Origin of the sequence: Alteromonas sp. KUL42 (assembly GCF_006538325.1) — a bacterium.
Taxonomy (GTDB): domain Bacteria; phylum Pseudomonadota; class Gammaproteobacteria; order Enterobacterales; family Alteromonadaceae; genus Alteromonas.
Genome location: NZ_BJKK01000001.1, coordinates 227,215 through 248,504 on the forward strand (window position 1 = coordinate 227,215; position 21,290 = coordinate 248,504).

The window sequence follows — 21,290 nt, forward strand, 5'->3', positions numbered from 1 at the left end:
CACTTAATTTGGTACTATTTGATCAAAAAAGTTTCATATATCACAATACTTCAATGTATTGTGAGGGCTTTTTTATCTAAGTGGGCATATTAGATTAGGCAGTAGCTTGAGCTAACAACTTTTCATGTAGAGCATTTATCTGAGATGCGAGGCTGCCAATAGTAGTGCTGTTGTCTAATACATAGTCTGCGGCAGCGAGGCGTTCTTCTCGATTTGCCTGTGAAGCCATAATATTCTTAATGGTTTGCTCGTTGTTGCCATCACGCTGTATAGCTCGTTGTAGCTGCATTTGCTCAGGGCAATCAACTACCACCACACATTGACACATAGATGTTAATTTATTCTCAACGAGAAGAGGGACTGACAAAATACAATAAGGGCTAAGTGACTCATTGATTAAATCAAGCATTCGTGCGCGAATAAGAGGGTGAAGAAGCTCGTTTAACCAAGCTTTCTCGTTCTCATTATTGAATACTCGCTCTCGCATCGCTGCGCGGTCAAGGGCGCCACTTTCAAGCAAAATGTCGCTTCCGAAATAGGCACTAATTTGCGCTAAACCTTCAGAACCAATGGCAACGACGTCACGAGCGACTTCATCGGCATCAATAATATCAATATCATGCTTTTCAAATAGGGCTGTAACTGCAGATTTACCACTTCCAATTCCACCAGTTAACCCAACAACAAATTTACTCGTCATAATATTTCATTCTTTATAAGGCCCATGTTAAATAGGCATCTATGATTTCAGTTTTGTAAAGCAGGGTAAACCAACCCGCTACGGCAAGATAAGGACCAAATGGAATGGCAAGAGAGCGCCCCTTATTTTGCAATACCATGATTAATATTCCGGCGATCGCACCAACAAATGATGACAATAAGATTACCACTGGTAGTCCTTGCCAACCAGTGTATGCCCCAAGTGCTGCCAAAAGTTTAAAATCGCCATAGCCCATACCTTCTTTACCTGTTGCTAGCTTAAATAGCCAATAAACAGACCATAAGCTTAAGTAACCTGCAGTAGCCCCAATAATAGCGTCAGTGGTATCTACAAAAATACCTTGTGTACTGATGAGTAGACCAATCCATAATAACGGAAGTGTCAATTGATCGGGCAATAGCATCTTATCTAAATCTATGAACAAAAGCGCGATGAGTATATAGGTAAATAGTACTGCCCACAGTGCAGAGGCTGTAGGGCCAAAATGAATGGCGGCAAAAGTACATGCTAATGCTGTAAATAGCTCTACAAGAGGATAACGTATTGATATCCCGACTTTACATTTTGCGCATTTGCCGTTTAAAAATAGATAGCTCAGAATCGGTATGTTTTCCCAAGCGCGTATTCTATGACCACACGAAGGGCAAGTACTGTTTGGTTTCATTAAATTAAATGTTGTTTGCGTATCACTTGATGGTGAAACCATTTGTTCTTGCGATTGGCTAAAGTACTGCTGATATTCTTCTTGCCAGCTTCTTTCCATCATGATGGGAAGTCGATAGATTACGACATTCAAGAAACTGCCAACCATTAAACTAACGATAAAGACTAATGTGTAGAAAAATGCTGGGTAGAGCTCGAATAAAATAACAAAAGTCTCTGTTGATGGTATTTCCATGAATTGCTTGTTCTTTTTAATTGCTAGAGTCTATGAGCCTTTGGTGTACGAATTTAGCTCTAAATGAACCATTTTAATTTCGAAACCGAACCTGAGTTGTAGTTATACCACGTTACCCATTTGGAAAATAGGTAAGTACATAGCAACAATAAGACCACCAATAACGACACCTAGTACCGCCATAATCATGGGCTCTAGTAAGCTGGTTAACCCGTCAACCATATCATCAACTTCTGCTTCATAAATGGTGGCTATTTTACTTAACATTTCATCCACTGCGCCGGACTCTTCACCAATGGCTATCATCTGTGTAACCATGTCGGGGAAGACTTGTGTAGCGCGCATAGCCACGTGCATCGGCATACCCCCTGCCACTTCTTTACGCATGTACAAAATGGCGTCGCGATATACGGCATTACCCGATGCACCAGCAGCAGATTCTAACGCGCCAATAAGCGGAACCCCAGCGGCAAAGGTCGTTGCCAATGTGCGAGTAAATCGGGCAATACTGGCCTTTTTGAGGATCTCGCCAATTACTGGAATTTTTAAAATATTTCTATCGACCTTGTCGCGTAGCTTTTGGCTTTTCTTGTGTGCACGCATGAATAGAAAACCTGCAGCCGCAATACCGATGCCTATAAAAATTCCATAGTCTTGAACAAACCGTGAGATGGCCAAAACGAACTGAGTGAATGCGGGAAGCTCTGCACCAAAGCTGCTAAAGATTTCCTCAAATTGAGGAACAACGAAGACTAAAAGAATAGTAGTAACAATAAACGCAACGACAAGTACTGCAACTGGATAGAACATAGCCTTCTTAATTTTTGATTTTAAAGCTTCGGCTTTTTCTTTATAGGTTGCAATTCTATCGTAGATGGTTTCCAACGCACCTGACTGTTCACCGGTGTAGACCAAGTCACAATAGAGGTCGTCGAAATAAAGAGGGTGTTTTCTTAATGCTGAAGATAACGGATTACCGGCCTTTACCTCTTCGGTAATTTCCCCTAACAGTTTGCGCATAGTTGATTTGGCATGTCCTTGCGCAATCATTTCTAAGGATTGTATCAATGTAACACCAGCGGCAAGCATAGTTGCTATTTGACGGGACGTAACCGAAATATCGGCCGGTGTTATTTTCTGTGCACCACCTAGTAGGGGTTTAGACAGCTTTCTTACTTTGTTGGCAGAAATACCTTGTCTACGTAGTAAATTCTTTGCTTCATATAAAGACGAGGCAGCAATTTCTCCTTTGCGAGATTGGCCGTGTTTATCCTTTCCTTGCCAAGTAAATGTAGTAGCTGCTTTTGGCATTTTCTAACCTTTTTCTAGGGCTAAAAAAAATGCCCAAGACATCATCTTGGGCATTTGTGACACGCTATGCTTAGCAAAGTGTATCAGGAGTACAGTCAGCTTCCCAAGTGATGCGACCATCTGTAAGGGTAGGCGTTAACTTGAATGTAGCTGCATTACCTGTGCTGTCTTTGATGTTTGAATCTGGAGATGCTGTAGCAGTGATAGTACCGCCAGAAGTTGCAATACCAACAATCTTGCCTGAAGCAGATACGTCAGCAGGGACACCATTTGAACCACCAGTACAGTTAGTTAACGCGCCAGCAGTTTGTGCGCAGATTTCAACTGCTGTTTTCGCTGCCGCAGTTGCGTTAGTTACTTCAGTGAACTTCGCCTTTTCTGTGTAGTTCTGGTAAGCCGGAAGTGCAATTGCTGCAAGAATACCGATAATTGCAACAACGATCATTAGTTCGATTAAGGTGAAACCTTTTTGTTGTTTTTGAGTGTTCATGTTCATCATGGTTTATCTCCGGGACGTGTATAACACGTTAAGTTTAAATGTAATTCAAATTGACGTTTATACCTGAGTCGTATGGGAACGCCCCTGGTACTTGTTTTCAAGTATAGAATCTTTATGGTTGCTGACAAGTATTGAGGAACATACCTATGTCTTACTTTTTCACTGAGCCATTTTCTCCAATTTTGTTTAACCCTTGTTTATAAGGCTTTCTTCGTGTGTGGAGCTTTGCATTACACAATCTTCTAAACAGCCTTATTTGCACAAGCCTAGTACAAATTTAGTATAAATATCAAAGCAATGGCATAGTTTTAATGCAATAGGTCAATAAACAATAACGTATCACTAACGATATATTCCATCATATTAGTCAACCCTGAGATAAGTAAACATCGTGAAAGTTTTATCACAAGGTATAACCATCTATACACAGGCGATGTTGATGTGTTGTCGTTAAACTGCTTTGCGTCATTTTGCATCAGGTGGGAATATCGAGTGAGGTGCAAGGCATAACAATTTGCTATGCCTTTTTATCACAAGTACAGAATATGGTTTTCTATGACAAATTAATACGCAGAGAAAGGTCGATAGCCTGTACATGTTTGGTTAATGCACCCGAAGAGATATAGTCCACACCCAAATTCGATAATGACGCTAAACGTTCATCAGTAATATTGCCTGATACCTCTAGTTTACATTGCCCTTTATTGAGTGCTACTGCCTGTTGGATCTGTTCGTTGGTAAAATTATCTAACATGACTATATCTGCGCCGGCAGACAATGCGATTGTAAGCTCTTCAAGGTTTTCTACTTCAACCTCTACTGGCTTTGTTGGCATCATTTTACGCGCATTTGTGATGGCGTTTTCTATACCTCCACATGAAAAAATGTGGTTCTCTTTTATTAAGAACGCGTCAAATAAGCCTACGCGGTGGTTTTTACCACCACCACAGCGCACGGCATATTTCTGCGCATAGCGCAAACCCGGTAAGGTTTTGCGTGTGTCTAGAATTTTTGTTTGGCTACCCGCCAATATGTTGGCATAAAATGCTGTGATGGTTGCGGTACCCGAAAGGGTTTGCAAAAAGTTAAGCGCAGTGCGTTCAGCGGTGAGGATCCCCCGTGCAGAACCCTCGATATCAACCAAAACGGTGTCAGCTTCCACTTTGTCTCCATCAGCAACATGCCACGTAAGTGAAATAGTGTCGTCAATGAGTGCAAAAGCCTGATCTACCCAGGCCACACCACAAATGACACAAGGCTCTCTGGTCAATATGGTGGCTTTCGCACTAACATTGCTGTCAATTAAGTTAGCGGTGATATCATTGGCGGCGTTTAGCTCTCCACCGAGATCTTCGATAAGTGCAGTAGATACCTGTTCGCGAATGGCTTGTGGGTCTGGTGATGTCATTTTTTTGCTGCTATCTCTTTAAAGGGTACGCAATATTAACCAATCTCCACGCTGAGTAAACTCTAATTGGCGCAGAACACTCATTCCAAGCAAAATATGGTCATCTTGCATACCAGGATTAAGGTTTGCTTCCACATTGTGCAGAACAATTTGCCCGATACGAAGGGTGTCGATACGTGAATCAGCTATTTTAACCATCCCATTAGCGGTAGATGCCAATCCTTCTCGACCTGCGCGAAGCTGCAGTTTGTTGGCAAGATGCGCTGGCACGGCAACATCCGTTGCGCCAGTATCAACTAGAAAAACTACCTCTTCGCCATTAATAAAGCCCGTGGTGACATAGTGGCCTTGTCGATTTTGCTTCAAGCGTACTTCTGTTTGTGAACCGATACGCTGAGATTCAGGTTCGCTATTTGGATTAACTTGTTTTTCCAATAAGTCAGAAAAAACGAACACGAGTAGTCCCAAGCCGCATATCCAAGCAAGTGCAACCATCCATTTGCCGGCAGAGTGTACTTCGCTATTTTCTTCGTTCATTAGTGTCTCCATTCACTGAGTATTTAGTCACTAAACCGTCCTTTAAGAAGCCTTCAGTCATGTGTTGCCCTTAGTGCTTAGTCTTTATGTAAAGCTACTTACGAGGTTGTGGCCAAAATCAACATAACTGTGAATAGCTTGCTTTTGACTACCTAGCAATGCCACACTTCATTATATGTAGTTAAATAAGTAAAAAATCAATTAGCATGGTGCTTTACAAACCAGCCACATTTATCGATTGTCCACATTACGATGACCGCCCTTGTGCAAGTGGCGAGTGTAGTGACAATGTTGACCTACTGGTGATCCATAATATTTCTCTGCCGCCATCACAATTCGGTACCTCGGGAATTCGCGATTTGTTTACCGGCAAGCTCAATCCCGATGCACATCCATTTTACAAAACAATAGCAGGGCTTAGGGTATCAGCGCATTGTGTTATTTATCGAACGGGAAAAATAGAGCAATTTGTACCCTTTGACAAACGGGCATGGCATGCCGGATTGTCATGCTTTCAAGGACGAAGCAGCTGCAACGATTTTTCCATAGGCATTGAACTTGAAGGGACGGATACATTGCCCTATACCGATGTACAGTATGACGCACTTACATTACTGAGTGAATTCATTATTAATCGCTATCCTCGGATCTCTTTAGGGCGTATTGTAGGTCATAATGATATAGCGCCGGGGCGAAAAACAGACCCCGGCGTAGCGTTCGATTGGGCAAGATATAGAACGAGTTTACGACGCGTACTGAAACAAGGAAAACCCTGATCTATGATGTTAATGAGTTTACTATTAGTGCTGAGCTTAGAACGTCTTATCACTAAAGATACACACTGGCACGTTGAAACCTATGCCAACCAATATCGTCAGTTCGTTATTGATAAAGGCTGGTTGAGTGAGGACAGCGCCGCGACCTCATTCTATTTAACCATGTTAATGCCTGCCTTAGCCCTTGCCATTATTGAATATTGGTTACTTGGTGCTTTTCTCACTTTCGTCACGCAAAGTCTTATCTTGTTTGTGTGTGTAGGGTGCCCTGCGTTGCGCGCCACTTATAAATGCTTTTTGAATGCTGCTGAAAGGGGAGATCTTCAGGCGTGTAGCATGTACACCGACCAATTAGGGCACTGCGCTAACTCAAATGAAAGTGATGGTAGTGCGAAGCACGAGGGAATGAGTTTTGGTCAACATCTAACTTGGCTTAACTATCAACATTATGCTGCGGTTATGTTGTGGTTTATTGCCTTTGGAGCACCGGGAGCACTCTTTTATTGTTTATGCAGAAGTACAACAGAAGCGTTTTGTTCTGAGAACCACCCCTTGAGAGAAACCGCTGGTCGTTTGATGTTTGCACTTGATTACATACCTGTTCGGATTACTGCCTTTGGTATGTTGATGATGGGACATTTCTCTCGTGCTTTACCAGAATGGCTGAAGCATGCCCTAGAATTTAATATTTCTGCCTACGATGTGTTAACTAAAATATCGTCAAAGGCCGAGATGCTAACCCCTGAAGAGCAAAAAATGCAGAGTGAAAATGCATCAATTGAACCCAAAGTTCTCGTTAAACTCGCCAAGCGAAATGTTATTTTTCTACTCGTCATTACATCTGCATTAACCCTACTAGGCAGCTTAGCATAACCAATATTTTTTACATGTACGTAAGTAGTTAAGTTTGGTCTATAAATAAATCATTTATAGATCAGGCGCTTTAGTACAGTTTTCCCGCTTTTCTTTTCTCATCAGACCAGTTTATTGGTCTTTATTTTTCTTAACAATTTCAACGATAAAGCTTAACAGTAAGCAAAGTGCTACAGCTTTGCTATGCTCTAGAGTATTTACCTGCAAATCGATCTGACTTAAACTGTATAGGTAAAATGGTATTACCAATTTTGTCAAAGATTAAATATTCAGCGATTATTTTTTACATTCATCAGGTTTATGTTTGCCGGATGGGTGTAGAATAATTGATAGGGTAAGGATAAATAAGACGCATGCGTCAACCGCGAAAAAAACTTTCTGATGTAATTACTGAGCAGCTCGAGTCAATGATCCTCGACGGTACTTTGTTGGCTGGTCAGAAGTTACCACCTGAAAGAGAGCTTGCGCTTGAGTTTGATGTATCGCGTCCTTCCCTAAGAGAAGCGATTGGTAATTTACAGGCCAGAGGGTTAGTGGAGCGCAAACAAGGCGGGGGTACGTTTGTGAACCGCAATTTAAATGCGGCCATGAAAGACCCATTAATGGATTTAGTGAGCCAACGCCCTGAGACGCAATTTGACTTGCTTGAGTTTCGTCATGCCCTAGAGGGTATGGCAGCTTATTATTCAGCTCTTCGCGGACAGCCAGAAGATTACGAAGCGTTGAAACAAGCGCTTAACGAGCTACCAACGCCAAAAGCCGAAGAGAGTAAACGTAGCCAAGCAGAAGCATTGGGACAGTTTTACATCATTATGGCTCGTGCATCTCACAACATGGTGCTTTTACATGTTATGAGCACTATGCAAAGTATGCTTGTGGATAATATCGAACGAAATTTAGACATGCTGGCAGCGCATCCAGAGGCGGTAGAGGATATCGCTAAACAGCGTCGTGAAATTGTAGATGCTATTGCATCTCGTGACCCTGAAGCAGCGCGTCAGGCATGTAATACGCATTTGGCGTTTATCGAGAAAACGCTTTTGACAATTAATCAGCGCGACACTCGTGTTCAACGTGCGTTGCGTCGATTAGAAATTTAGCTTTTCAACCCTTGTTGTTTAGTTATTCATTCGCAGAGGCCGGTCGGGTTTTTACCTGTGCCACTGCAAAAGCAGGTGAGCCAGATAGGGTCACTGTGAGTACAACGTAATTTAGGTTTCCTTCTTTCGGCGTTTCCCAGTGGAAACAAAGCCCTAAGAGGATTTTCTATATAAGCAAAAAATAGGATGGCACCATGACTGATATGATGCACCAAGATGTGGATCCACAAGAAACTAAAGAGTGGATTGACGCGCTTGAGTCGGTTTTAGAAGAGGAAGGCGTAGAACGCGCACATTACTTGCTCGAAAAGCTTATTGATAAAGCGCGTCGCAGCGGCGCGCATCTACCGTATGATGCAACGACTGCCTACATCAACACCATTCCTGCCGCACAAGAGCCGAAAATGCCTGGCGACTTGACAATTGAAGCGCGTATTCGTGCGGCAATTCGCTGGAACGCATTGATGATTGTATTGCGTGCATCGAAAAAAGAACTGGAACTTGGTGGTCACATTGGTAGCTTCGCGTCATCTGCCATGCTTTACGATGTGGGGTTCAACCATTTCTTTAAAGCACCCAATGAAAATCAAGGTGGCGACTTTATCTTTTCTCAAGGTCACATCTCTCCTGGTATTTACGCACGTTCATTTATCGAAGGCAATCTGACCGAAGAGCAGCTTAATAACTTCCGTCAAGAGTGTGCGGGCGATGGTCTATCGTCATATCCTCACCCTCATTTAATGAAAGATTACTGGCAGTTCCCGACAGTATCGATGGGTCTTGGCCCACTTCAAGCTATTTATACTGCACGTTTCCTTAAGTACCTGACAAACCGCGGTATTAAAGATTGTTCAGATCAGCGCGTATACTGCTACATGGGTGATGGTGAGTGTGATGAGCCAGAGAGCTTGGGTGCAATTGGCCTTGCGTCTCGTGAAGGCCTAGACAACCTAACGTTTGTTATCAACTGTAACCTGCAGCGTCTAGACGGTCCTGTACGTGGTAACGGCAAAATTATTCAAGAACTTGAAGGCACGTTCCGCGGCGCAGGCTGGGAAGTGGTAAAGGTTATTTGGGGAAGTTATTGGGATGAACTTCTTGCCCGTGATAAATCTGGCAAGCTTATTCAGCTTATGGGTGAAACGGTAGACGGTGAATATCAAAACTGTAAAGCCAAAGGCGGCAAGTACACCCGTGAAAACTTCTTTAACAAGTACCCTGAAACAGCGGCGCTTGTGGCAAACATGTCAGACGACGACATCTGGCGTCTAAATCGTGGTGGACACGACCCAGTAAAAGTATTCGCAGCTTATCAAAAAGCCATTGATACCAAAGGGCGTCCAACGGTAATTCTAGCTAAAACGGTAAAAGGTTTCGGCCTTGGTCGTTCAGGTGAAGCGCAAAACGTTGCGCACAACGTGAAGAAAATGGACGTGGATTCAATTAAACAGTTCCGCGATCGCTTCAACATTCCTGTAGCCGACGAAAAAGTTGCTGACTTACCTTACTTCAAGTTTGACGAAGACAGTGAAGAAATGAAGTATCTTCGCGAGCGTCGTGAAGCGTTAGGTGGTTACTTACCTTCGCGCAGAGAACAAGCAGAAGAACAGCTTGAAATTCCTGAGCTAAGCGCATTTGACGCCATTCTTAAAGGTTCTGGTGACCGTCAAGTATCATCAACCATGACCTTTGTACGTGTGCTCAACGCATTGTTGAAAGACAAGAAGATTGGTAAGCGTATTGTACCAATTATTCCTGATGAAGCGCGTACCTTTGGTATGGAAGGTCTATTCCGTCAGGTTGGTATTTACGCGAATGAAGGCCAAAAGTACGTACCGCAAGATGCCGACCAAGTAGCTTACTATCGCGAAGATAAGAAAGGTCAAGTACTGCAAGAAGGTATTAATGAGCTAGGTGCAATGGCATCATGGGTAGCGTCAGGTACGTCTTACTCAACGTGTAATGCAACCACTATCCCTTTCTATATTTATTACTCAATGTTTGGTTTCCAACGTGTTGGTGACCTTGCATGGGCGGCAGGCGACAGCCAAGCACGCGGTTTCCTTCTAGGTGCAACAGCCGGTAGAACCACACTAAATGGTGAAGGTTTACAGCACCAAGATGGTCACTCTCATGTTCAGGCTAACTTAATTCCTAACTGTGTTACTTACGACCCAACATACGGTTACGAAGTAGCGGTTATTATTCAAGACGGTTTACGTCGCATGTACGGTAATAACGAAAACATCTTCTATTACCTAACCTTGATGAATGAAAACTACCATCATCCAGAAATGCCAGAAGGTGATGATGTGGCAGAGCAAATCATTAAAGGTATTTACAAACTTGAGCGCGTCGAGAACGAAAAAGCTAAGCTTAATGTTCAGCTGATGGGCTCTGGCACAATTTTGAATGAAGTGCGCAAAGCTGCACAAATTTTGAGTGAAGATTACAATATTTCTTCTGATGTTTACTCAGTAACCTCGTTCAATGAGCTTGCTCGTGAAGGTCAAGACGTAGCGCGTTGGAACATGCTTAACCCAGAAGCCGAGCAAAAAGTACCTTACATTGGTCAGGTGATTACGAAAGACGCGGGTCCTGCGATTTCTGCAACTGACTATGTGAAGAGCTACTCAGATCAAGTTCGCGCGTTTATTGATACTGAATACCGCTGCCTAGGTACAGATGGTTTCGGTCGAAGTGACAGTCGCGAAAACTTGCGTACTCACTTTGAAGTTAATGCGTCATACATTGTGGTTGCATCACTTTACGAATTGGCGCAACGCGGCGATGTTGAGAAGAAAGTGGTAGCAGAAGCCATTAAGCGTTTTGATATTAACGCTGAAAAACTTAACCCACTTTACGCGTAGCCAAATAAGGTATTTTACATATGTCAGATATTCAAAAGATTATCGTACCCGATGTAGGCGGTGACGAAGTTGAAGTTATCGAGCTATGTGTTGCCGTAGGCGACACCATTGAGGCAGACGAAGGCGTGGTTACTGTTGAAAGTGACAAAGCGTCTATGGACATCCCCGCACCGTTTGAAGGTGAGATTGTAAGCTTGTCGGTATCGGTAGGCGATAAAATTAAAGAAGGCGATGTTATCGGCGAAATGAAAGTTGCAGGCGGTGAGAGCGCTTCTGAAGAGTCATCTTCAGAAGAAGCGCCTAAGCAAGAAGCACCAGCACAAGAAGCACCAAAAGAAGAAAGCAAGTCAGAGGCTGCGCCGGCAGCGTCTGGCAGCGAAGTCATTGAAGTCGCTGTACCAGATATTGGTGAAGACGGCGAAGTTGACGTTATCGACGTATTGGTTTCTGTGGGTGACACCATTGAGAAAGAAGATGGGCTTATCACGCTAGAAACAGATAAAGCGACGATGGATGTACCATCGACACACGCAGGTACAGTGAAAGAAGTATTCATTAGCACCGGTGATAAAGTGAAAGAAGGCACGGTTGTCATCAAGCTTGAAGTTGCAGGCTCTGGTTCAACGTCAAGTGATTCTTCAGAAGCACCAGCTCCAGCACAGCAAGAAAGCGCTGAACAAGCGTCAGCACCTGCAGCAGCGTCAAGTAGCGAAACAATTGAAGTTGCCGTCCCTGATATTGGTGAAGATGGCGAAGTTGATGTTATTGATGTGCTTGTATCAGTGGGTGATACCGTTGAAAAAGAAGACGGCCTAATTACGCTAGAAACTGATAAAGCTACCATGGATGTACCTTCAACTCACGCTGGTACTATCAAAGAAGTCTTTATTAAAGCAGGCGATAAGGTTAAGCAAGGCACATTAGTGGTTAAGCTTGAAACCAATGGCGGCGGGTCATTAGCGCCTAAAGCTGAAAAACCTGCTGAAGCACCTAAGCAAGAGCCTTCAGCCTCAAAAGAAAGTACTTCTGCGTCACAGCAACAGGCGTCGCAAAATCGCTCTCCTGTGCCTCCAGCTCCTGAAGCAAAAGGCAAAGGTAAAGCGCATGCGTCACCTTCAGTTCGTCGAATCGCTCGAGAGTTCGGTGTTGATCTTACCCAAGTAAGTGGCACTGGCCCGAAAAATCGTATCTTGAAAGAAGATGTTCAAGCTTATGTGAAAGCAGAACTTGCGAAGCCGCGCAGTACTTCAGCATCTGCTAGCGCACCAGTGGGGGATAACGTACTTCAAATTGTTCCCGTGAAACCAGTAGATCACGCCAAGTTTGGCGAAATTGAAGAGCAGCCATTATCGCGTATCCAGAAAATTTCTGGTCCATTCCTACATCGCAACTGGGCGACTATTCCGCACGTTACACAGTTTGACGAAGCGGATATCACTGATGTTGAAGAGTTCCGCAAAGAGCAAAATGCGTATCATGCGAAAATCAAGTCTGGTCTTAAGATCACGCCACTTGTGTTCGTTATGAAAGCAGTAGCAAAGGCGCTTGAAAAGTACGAGGTGTTCAACTCATCACTATCTGATGACGGTGAAAGTTTGATCATCAAGAAGTACATCAACATTGGTATTGCAGTAGAAACACCTGGAGGTCTTGTTGTTCCCGTTATTCGTGACGTGAACAAGAAAGGTATCGAACAGTTATCACAAGAGCTTATTGAAACGTCTAAGAAAGCCCGTGAAGGCAAGCTTAAAGCTGCCGACATGCAAGGCGGTACGTTCACTATCTCTAGTTTAGGTGGCATTGGTGGAACAGCATTTACACCTATTGTAAATGCGCCGGAAGTCGCCATATTAGGTGTGTCTAAGTCTGAGATGAAGCCTAAGTGGAACGGCAAAGACTTTGAACCGCGTTTGATGGTGCCGCTGAGCTTGTCTTACGATCACCGCGTTATCGATGGTGCGGTAGGTGCAAGGTTCTCTACTGAAGTTGCCGCAAATCTTACGGACTTGCGCAGAATCATACTTTAAATAAAAGGTCGAAAACGTTTACAATATCAGTGAGGTTTTCGACGATTTTATAAGCCCATTTGGTGGGATTTAGGTTATGCTATTAGGCAAATCTAATAGCACAACCCTACAAGAACAGGATTGAGGTTCACAATGAGCGAAATTAAAACGCAATTGGTGGTATTGGGCGGCGGCCCTGGCGGTTATTCAGCAGCATTTCGTGCAGCTGATTTAGGTATTGAAACAGTTATCGTTGACTCTCGCGAAACCCTTGGTGGTGTTTGTCTTAATGTTGGCTGTATTCCTTCAAAAGCCCTTCTTCACGTAGCTAAAGTGATGAAAGAAGCGAAGCACCTTGCAAGCCACGGTGTAACGTTTGGCGAGCCTACCATCGATTTAGACAAAATTCGTGCATACAAAGATGGCGTTGTTAAGCAGCTAACAAACGGTCTTGGCGGTATGTCTAAAATGCGTAAAACTAAGCATGTACAAGGCTTTGGTAAATTCACTGGTGCAAACACGCTAGAAGTAAAAAATGGTGACGACGTTACTACTATTACTTTTGAAAAAGCAATTATTGCTGCGGGCTCTGAGCCAGTTAGCCTGCCTTTCATCCCAAAAGACGACCGCGTAATTGATTCTACCGGTGCGCTGGAAATGAAAGATATCCCAGAGAAAATGCTAGTGCTAGGTGGTGGTATCATCGGTCTAGAAATGGGTACTGTATACGAAGCGCTTGGTTCACAAATTGACGTTGTTGAGTTCTTAGATCAGCTAATTCCAGCGGCTGACAAAGACATCATGAAAGTATTCATGAAAGACTACAAAGACAAGTTTAACATTATGCTTGAAACCAAAGTGACAGCGGTTGAAGCAAAAGACGATGGCTTGTATGTAACTTTTGAAGGCAAAAACGCGCCTGCTGAGCCAGTTCGCTATGACAAAGTACTTGTTGCTGTTGGTCGTAAGCCAAACGGTAAGCTAGTTGGTGCTGAAGCTGCTGGCGTTAATGTTGACGACCGTGGCTTTATTAACGTTGATAAGCAAATGCGTACTAACGTTGACCACATTTTCGCAATTGGTGACCTTGTAGGTCAGCCAATGCTTGCGCACAAAGCAGTTCACGAAGGCCATGTTGCCGCAGAAGTGATTGCTGGACAGAAGCACTACTTCGACCCACGTGCTATTCCTTCAGTTGCATACACTGAGCCAGAAGTTGCTTGGGTTGGTTTAACTGAAAAAGAAGCGAAAGAGCAAGGCGTAAGCTACGAAACAGCGGTATTCCCATGGGCAGCTTCTGGTCGTGCTATTGCTTCTGATGCCACTAACGGTATGACGAAGATGATCTTCGACAAAGACACTGGCCGTGTAATCGGTGGTGCTATGGTTGGTACGAACGCAGGCGAAATGCTGGGTGAAATTGGTCTTGCGATTGAAATGGGTGCAGATGCTGAAGACGTTGCACTAACTATTCATGCTCACCCAACGCTTAACGAATCTATTGGTCTTGCGTCTGAAATCTTCGAAGGAAGCATTACTGACCTACCAAACCCGAAAGCAAAGAAAAAGAAATAAGAACGTTTTCTTGAAGAAGTAAAAGACCCGCTTTTAGCGGGTTTTTTGTTGAAGTGACCTCCTAAAAGCAGGAGTTATACTAATTGCTGATTTACCTCGATTATTTTTCATTTAGACTCTCCGCTTTTTACGTTTAATCAGCATAACGCTATACACGCATACAAGGTTGCAATGCAAAACACTTCAAGTGCTCATCCTTCTTCTACTAAAACACTGTTTAAACATGGCGAATATACAATTACGTTGGAAGGTCATGTCATTAAGGCCGAATTTACTGGTGTTGCTACAGAGAATATGATGAAGCAATATCATGCGGATGTGGTCTCACTTGTTCAGCCACTACAAGGCGCATCTTGGGGGTTCTTGGGCTCAATACATGGAACTGGCGTGTTAACACCTGAAACGGAAGCGCTGTTAGTCGCGTCATTACAAGAGCGGATGAAAATTGGTATGCGTGGCTGCGCAGTAATCGCAGATGGGGCAAAGATCCCTGCTATGGTCGTACAACAATTAGCCCGTGTATTCAAAAAAGCCAGCATGCCATACCTATTTTGCAGTAGTGATGAAGAAGGGTTTAAGTGGCTTGCAGAGCAGGGCTGTGTGTCTTCTTAACCCTTTTTCTATAACCCCTCTATTGGTACTACATTATGCGGTTATCTTTTTAATCTCACTACGAATTTCCTTGTTACCTTCATCTTTTTTCAAATGAGCGGGTGTAAATTCATTACAATCCATATTGCGTTGTTGCATAAAGCGCTTAACAGTCTCTTCACAATACGCCTTACGGCAACACTGAGACAGTAGCATCTCGTGGCGCTCGGCTCGTTCGCGGATGAACTTAACAACCAGTCTACGCAGCCATTGTAAACCTGCATCTTGATCTTGGCGCTTGTGCCACATGACAGAAAGTGAGGAGCTCACGATTTCAATGGGCGTCTCAAATACGGCAAGTTCACCAGAGAATATTTCCTTCTCCATTACTAGTGAAGGTGCTACACAGATTAGATTGCTTTCTTTTAATAGGGGAGGGGCATTGTAAAACTCATTCACCGACATCGCCACACGTCGTTTGAGACCCAAATTCGCGAGCACTTGGTCGGTCGGCCCAGTAACATCACCCGTAACAGATACCAATAGATGATCAGCCGCGACAAAATCTTCAAGACTCAGTTGTGACTTAGCCAATGGGTGATCGGGGCGCATTACTACGACCCAACTAGGATCTAAAACATGCTCTGCACGTATAACAGATCCAAGTTCTTGATATTTCGAGAAGGTAAGCTCTGCTTCCGCGTCTTTTAGAATTTTGTCAGTCTGCATATCGTAGTTGGGGATAGCATGAATATTGATACCTGGCGCTTCGTTTTCAATGACTTTTCGAAGTGGTCCCCATACCATCGAAACTATGCTATCGGTAGCTGCAATACGAAACGTGCGTTTAGCTGTGGCTGGATTAAAATCAGTGGGGTTTACTGCTACCTCAAGTTCGCCCAAAGGACCTTGAATTTGGCTCCACAGGTTCTTGGCGTACGACGTGGGTTGAATACCGCGCCCATCTTTGACAAATAGCTCGTCTTTCCATGCCGTTCGCATTCTCGATAGAGCGTTTGACACGGCAGGTTGAGTCATAGCAAGTCTATCTGCAGCACGGGTGATGGCACCTTCAGTCATAATGGCATCAAAAATCATTAATAAATTTAAATCATGTGGACGCATCATCGTCTCCTTCAGTGGGGAGGCATTGAATAAAATTGTTCAAACTATTAGAAAAAAGCACTCTGTAAACTCGCCGTAAACCCGTCCATGGGAGCTCCGCTACCGCATCCATGCGGTAGAGGGTTTTCTACTCTTATTTCTGACAATTGAAATATCACATTAGTAAAGTTTAATTATAGGTTATATCTAAATACATTCACCTATCAAATGAATGCGACGAATAACAGTGTCAACCTGTAGTCTCGTATCACACGAGTTTCCTAAGTTACTGCTTCATATAAGGTTATTTTAAAAGACAATGGTGAGCTTTCTATCAATTCACCTTTCAATGAGCTAGCTCTGGTTGTCTGTTTTTTAATATATAACATGATGTGATGTGTTTCATATTAAAAGATAATTATTTTTATTGTTTGAGCTCCTCCATAATGCGTTCATCGAATTTAGCAGAACCGTTAGAGAGAATCTTGCAATGAAAACTTTTACCCGTTTATTGGCCATCGTTAGCCTAACTGCGCTTGTCGCTGCATGCGGTAGTGACGAGCAGGATCCTAGTCAGATGATGCATGCAAATGCAGGTGTCCCTGTTGATGTTGCAACTGTTGTATCGCAACGCCTAACAGAGTGGGATAACTTCACCGGTCGATTGGAATCTCCACAAATTGTGGCCCTTCGTCCACGAGTTTCAGGATACATCGACTTTGTTGCATTCAAAGAAGGTGAGTTTGTAGAGCAAGGTCAAACCTTGTTTCTTATCGATAATCGCACGTTTAAAGCTGAAGTATCTCGCCTAACAGCACAGCTTGAAGAGGCGAAAAGCCGTGTTCAACTTGCTGAGCAAAACTACAACCGAGCTCACAAGCTTCGTAAAACTCAAGCTGTATCAGAAGAAGTGCTTGATGCGCGTCTTGCCGAGAAAAACCAAGCTTTAGCTAGCTTAAATCAAACACAAGCAGCACTTGAAGTGGCTCGCCTAAATCGTGGTTTCGCGCGTGTTGAAGCGCCTATTTCAGGTCGTATTTCTCGCGCTAATATCACCGAAGGTAACTTTGTCACTGCAGGTCAAACAGAGCTTACTCGTATTGTATCGACTGACCAGCTTTATGCGTATTTCGATATTGATGAGCAGACTTACTTAAACTATATCAGTAATGGCGAAAATGCGTCAGCAGCAGTGCACGAACAACCAGTGGCAATGCGACTTGCTAATGAGTCGGAATACAACCATTGGGGCCAAATTGATTTTATCGACAATCAAGTCAACGGCAACACGGGAACCCTTCGCGTTAGAGCCGCTTTCAACAACGAAGAAGGGCGTTTAATCCCAGGTTTGTTTGCCCATCTTAAACTGGCGGGTGATACCACTGACCAAGGAATACTTATTCAAGAGCGTGCTATTGGCACAGACCTGAACAACAAATTTGTTTTGGTTGTGAATGACGAGAGCAAAGTGGAATACCGCGAAGTTACACTGGGCGACAAAATAGGCAGCATGCGTATTATCAAAAATGGTCTACATGCCAATGACACCATTGTTGTTGATGGGCTTCAACGTGTCCGCCCTGGTGCTCCGGTAGCGGCGAACGAAGTACCTATGGGTGATGAAGCAACATTGGCTAACTTGTCTGATTGGCAGTCTCGTGTAGATAGCGCTACTGAATTAACAAGCAACATGTCGCAGATTGAAGATGTTTTGTCTGGCGGTACTTTTTCTGCCAGCACAGCTACAGCAGGTCTTAAGTAATGAACATTTCGCAATTCTTTATCAGTCGCCCAATTTTTGCGGGTGTACTGTCACTACTGATTTTTATAGGAGGGGCCATTGCAGTATGGCAGCTACCTATAACAGAATATCCTGAAGTAGTGCCACCCACCGTAGTGGTTACAGCCAACTACCCAGGTGCAAACCCAGAAATTATCGCTGAAACAGTAGCAACACCCCTAGAGCAAGAAATCAATGGTGTCGAAAACATGTTGTACATGTCTTCTCAGGCAACCAGTGATGGACGTATGACATTAACCATAACGTTTGCTATTGGAACCGATCCTGATGAAGCAACGACCTTGGTACAAAACCGAGTAAATCGCGCTACGCCTCGTCTTCCACAAGAAGTACAGCGATTGGGTGTAGTAACCGAAAAATCATCCCCCGATTTAACCATGGTTGTTCACCTAACGTCGCCTGATAATCGTTATGACATGTTGTATCTGTCGAACTATGCTGATCAATTCGTCAAAGATGAATTGGCGCGTATTGATGGCGTAGGTCAGGTGCGTTTGTTTGGCGCAGGTGAGTTTAGTATGCGTGTGTGGTTAGATCCCAATAAGCTTGCCGCACTACAAATGAACCCAGGTGATGTTATTGGTGCGATTGCCGATCAAAACCAACAAGCAGCAGCGGGAAGTCTTGGGGCGCAACCAACCGGAACCAGTGAATTTCAGCTGCTTATCAATGTGCGCGGTCGTTTAAAAGACGAAACTGAGTTTGAAAATATTATTGTCAAAACAGGTTCAAACGGTGAAATCACGCGCCTTAAAGACGTGGCTCGAATAGAACTTGGTTCAGATTTTTATGCTCTACGTTCGTTAATCAACAATAACGCAGCGGCTGCCATACCTATTTTCCAAGCACCTGGCTCTAATGCGATCCAAATATCTGATGATGTGCGCGCTCGCATGGCAGAGTTATCGAAAGTATTCCCCGATGGGCTGGAGTACCAAATCGCGTACGATCCTACCGTATTTGTTCGCGGTTCAATCGAAGCAGTAGTCAAAACGCTTTTAGAAGCAATACTGCTGGTGGTACTGGTTGTTGTGCTGTTTCTTCAAACGTGGCGTGCATCAATAATACCGTTAGTTGCAGTACCTATTTCTTTGGTCGGTACATTTGCGTTCATGCAATTGATGGGATTTTCACTAAACGCGTTATCACTGTTTGGCTTGGTATTGGCTATAGGCATTGTTGTTGACGATGCTATTGTTGTAGTGGAAAACGTGGAGCGTAATATTTCAGAAGGCAAAGCGCCATTTGAAGCTACCGTACAAGCTATGAAAGAAGTGACTGGGCCTATTATTGCCACAACATTAGTATTGGCAGCGGTATTTGTTCCAACGGCATTTATGAGTGGCTTAACGGGACAATTCTACAAACAGTTCGCTCTTACTATTACTATCTCAACTGTAATATCTGCAATTAACTCGCTAACACTAAGTCCTGCATTGTCTGCACTGTTATTGAAGCCTCACGGTAAAGCAAATGATTGGCTGACTCAAGGTATGGACAAAGTATTCGGTCGTTTCATCTTTGCACCGTTCAACCGATTCTTTGACCGTGGCGCAAAGAAGTACACGGGCGCTGTGGGTGGCCTTGTTCGTAAAAGTAGCATTGTAATGGTGTTATACGCGGGGTTGTTGGGGTTAACTTACTTCCAGTTTGCTAATACACCGACAGGCTATGTGCCGCCTCAGGATAAACAGTATTTAGTTGCATTTGCTCAGCTACCTAATGCGGCAAGTCTTGATAGAACAGAAGCAGTGATGCGTGAAATGTCGCGTATTGCAATGGAGCACCCTGGCGTTGAAGATGCAATAGCCTTTCCTGGTCTTAACATCAATGGGTTCACTAATAGTCCAAGCTCGGGCGTGTTATTTGCCGCACTAACTAGCTTTGATCAAAGAACTACGCCAGATTTGTCTGGAGGGGCCATTGCGGCGCAGCTTAACCAGAATTTCGGTTCTATTAAAGGCGCGTTTGTTGCTATTTTCCCACCGCCACCGGTGATGGGATTAGGTACAATTGGCGGGTTCCGCCTTCAAATTGAAGACAGAGGTAACCTCGGATTTGAAGAACTGGAGCGCGTAACACAAGAAGTAATTGGCAAAGCATGGGCTCACCCTGCACTTACTGATGCTTTCACCAGTTTTACTGTTGCTGTACCTCAGCTCGATGTCGATGTGGATCGCGAGAAAGCGGTTAGCCAAGGCGTAAATATCGATACCTTGTTTACCACGCTTCAAGCTTATCTGGGCTCACTTTATGTAAATGACTTCAATTTATTTGGCCGGACTTATCAGGTAAATGTGCAAGCTGATGCGCAATATCGTCAAGATATAGAGAACATTACCCAGTTCAAAATTCGCAATACACAGGGTGAAATGATCCCATTGGGCTCATTCTTAAACATTGAGCACAGTGCAGGCCCAGACCGAGTTATGCATTACAACGGTTATATTACTGCGGAAGTGAATGGCGCAGCAGCACCAGGGTATTCATCAGACCAAGCGAAAGCGGCTATTGAAGAAATTTTGGCAGAAACGCTACCTTTGGGGATGACTTACGAATGGACAGAATTGACCTATCAGCAAATTCTAGCGGGTAATGCGTCGGCTTTTGTTTTTCCATTGGTTGTGTTGCTGGTGTTCTTAGTTCTGGCTGCGCAATACGAGAGTCTGCGTTTGCCACTGGCAATTATTCTCATTGTACCAATGACATTACTAAGCGCGCTCATCGGTGTTCAAGTTTACGGTGGAGACAACAATATCTTTACCCAAATTGGACTTATTGTATTGGTAGGTCTTGCGACTAAGAATGCAATTCTGATTGTCGAATTTGCCAAAGAACTTCAAGACAACGGCATGGATGCACTGTCAGCCATCAAAGAAGCAAGTCGTTTGCGTCTTCGCCCAATATTGATGACATCTATAGCATTCATTATGGGGGTACTACCAATGGTTATCTCTACTGGTGCTGGGGCAGAGATGCGTCAAGCCATGGGCGTCGCCGTCTTCTCTGGCATGATTGGCGTAACCTTCTTTGGCTTAATTCTTACACCTGTATTTTATTACTTGTTGAAACGCAAAGGTTAATTACCCGTCTACCCAAGCGTGCCCCGTATGGGGCTCCTTTTGGCCACTCATTTGAGTGGCCTTTTTTTTGCCACCATTGAGCAGGTTTCATCTCGTTTTATACAACTTGAAAGCTTATATTGTGAGTTAGCTTTAAA

The 21,290-nt window shown here is 43.8% G+C and carries 16 protein-coding genes; 9 read left to right on the top strand and 7 right to left on the bottom strand.

All coding sequences use genetic code 11. The features are described from left to right. Positions 1-94 precede the first annotated feature (94 nt). The 6 genes from coaE to EYR97_RS01000 all read right to left on the bottom strand — a co-directional run bounded on the left by coaE (position 95) and on the right by EYR97_RS01000 (position 5,374). Positions 95-700 (bottom strand): dephospho-CoA kinase, encoded by a 606-nt coding sequence (gene coaE, locus EYR97_RS00975; RefSeq protein ID WP_131091978.1) that lies wholly within the window; start codon positions 698-700, stop codon positions 95-97. A gap of 13 nt (positions 701-713) precedes the next feature. Further along, complete coding sequence (locus EYR97_RS00980) at positions 714-1,619, bottom strand: A24 family peptidase (protein WP_131091979.1); 906 nt, start codon at positions 1,617-1,619, stop codon at positions 714-716. A gap of 102 nt (positions 1,620-1,721) precedes the next feature. Further along, a complete protein-coding gene (locus tag EYR97_RS00985; RefSeq protein WP_131091980.1) occupies positions 1,722-2,930 on the bottom strand; it encodes a type II secretion system F family protein in 1,209 nt (402 codons plus the stop codon). Between the two features lie 70 nt (positions 2,931-3,000). Further along, a complete protein-coding gene (locus EYR97_RS00990; protein WP_131091981.1) occupies positions 3,001-3,429 on the bottom strand; it encodes a prepilin-type N-terminal cleavage/methylation domain-containing protein in 429 nt (142 codons plus the stop codon). Between the two features lie 553 nt (positions 3,430-3,982). Continuing rightward, the gene (gene nadC, locus EYR97_RS00995) at positions 3,983-4,837 is read right to left on the bottom strand and encodes a carboxylating nicotinate-nucleotide diphosphorylase (RefSeq protein WP_131091982.1); all 855 of its coding nucleotides are present in this window, start codon (positions 4,835-4,837) and stop codon (positions 3,983-3,985) included. An 18-nt stretch (positions 4,838-4,855) separates the two neighbouring features. Beyond that, positions 4,856-5,374: a TIGR02281 family clan AA aspartic protease gene (locus EYR97_RS01000; RefSeq protein WP_131091983.1), complete on the bottom strand. Its 519-nt coding sequence runs from the start codon at positions 5,372-5,374 to the stop codon at positions 4,856-4,858. A 206-nt stretch (positions 5,375-5,580) separates the two neighbouring features. Here EYR97_RS01000 and ampD point away from each other — a divergent pair, with 206 nt between their 5' ends. The 7 genes from ampD (at position 5,581) to EYR97_RS01035 (ending at position 15,186) form a co-directional block, all read left to right on the top strand. After that, a complete protein-coding gene (ampD, locus tag EYR97_RS01005) occupies positions 5,581-6,150 on the top strand; it encodes a 1,6-anhydro-N-acetylmuramyl-L-alanine amidase AmpD (RefSeq protein ID WP_131091984.1) in 570 nt (189 codons plus the stop codon). Between the two features lie 3 nt (positions 6,151-6,153). Next, positions 6,154-7,023 (top strand): beta-lactamase regulator AmpE, encoded by an 870-nt coding sequence (gene ampE, locus EYR97_RS01010; RefSeq protein ID WP_131091985.1) that lies wholly within the window; start codon positions 6,154-6,156, stop codon positions 7,021-7,023. 353 nt (positions 7,024-7,376) lie between these two features. Further along, complete coding sequence (locus tag EYR97_RS01015; protein ID WP_131091986.1) at positions 7,377-8,123, top strand: GntR family transcriptional regulator; 747 nt, start codon at positions 7,377-7,379, stop codon at positions 8,121-8,123. 194 nt (positions 8,124-8,317) lie between these two features. Continuing rightward, positions 8,318-10,993, top strand: coding sequence for a pyruvate dehydrogenase (acetyl-transferring), homodimeric type (gene aceE, locus EYR97_RS01020; RefSeq protein WP_131091987.1), 2,676 nt, complete (start codon positions 8,318-8,320; stop codon positions 10,991-10,993). Positions 10,994-11,013: 20 nt separating this feature from the next. Further along, on the top strand, positions 11,014-13,020 hold the full coding sequence (gene aceF, locus EYR97_RS01025) for a pyruvate dehydrogenase complex dihydrolipoyllysine-residue acetyltransferase (protein ID WP_131091988.1): 2,007 nt from the start codon (positions 11,014-11,016) through the stop codon (positions 13,018-13,020). 132 nt (positions 13,021-13,152) lie between these two features. Next, entirely contained in the window at positions 13,153-14,574 is a 1,422-nt protein-coding gene (gene lpdA / locus EYR97_RS01030; protein ID WP_131091989.1) for a dihydrolipoyl dehydrogenase, read from the top strand. A 171-nt stretch (positions 14,575-14,745) separates the two neighbouring features. Then, on the top strand, positions 14,746-15,186 hold the full coding sequence (locus EYR97_RS01035; RefSeq protein ID WP_131091990.1) for a hypothetical protein: 441 nt from the start codon (positions 14,746-14,748) through the stop codon (positions 15,184-15,186). 33 nt (positions 15,187-15,219) lie between these two features. Here EYR97_RS01035 and EYR97_RS01040 read toward each other — a convergent pair whose 3' ends face one another. Further along, the gene (locus tag EYR97_RS01040) at positions 15,220-16,290 is read right to left on the bottom strand and encodes a LysR family transcriptional regulator (RefSeq protein ID WP_131092323.1); all 1,071 of its coding nucleotides are present in this window, start codon (positions 16,288-16,290) and stop codon (positions 15,220-15,222) included. Between the two features lie 469 nt (positions 16,291-16,759). Here EYR97_RS01040 and EYR97_RS01045 point away from each other — a divergent pair, with 469 nt between their 5' ends. Both EYR97_RS01045 and EYR97_RS01050 read left to right on the top strand, forming a co-directional pair. Then, entirely contained in the window at positions 16,760-18,031 is a 1,272-nt protein-coding gene (locus EYR97_RS01045; protein ID WP_131091991.1) for an efflux RND transporter periplasmic adaptor subunit, read from the top strand. Then, on the top strand, positions 18,031-21,153 hold the full coding sequence (locus EYR97_RS01050) for an efflux RND transporter permease subunit (RefSeq protein ID WP_131091992.1): 3,123 nt from the start codon (positions 18,031-18,033) through the stop codon (positions 21,151-21,153). The genes EYR97_RS01045 and EYR97_RS01050 overlap by 1 nt, the downstream gene beginning before the upstream one ends. The last annotated feature ends 137 nt before the right edge of the window (positions 21,154-21,290 follow it).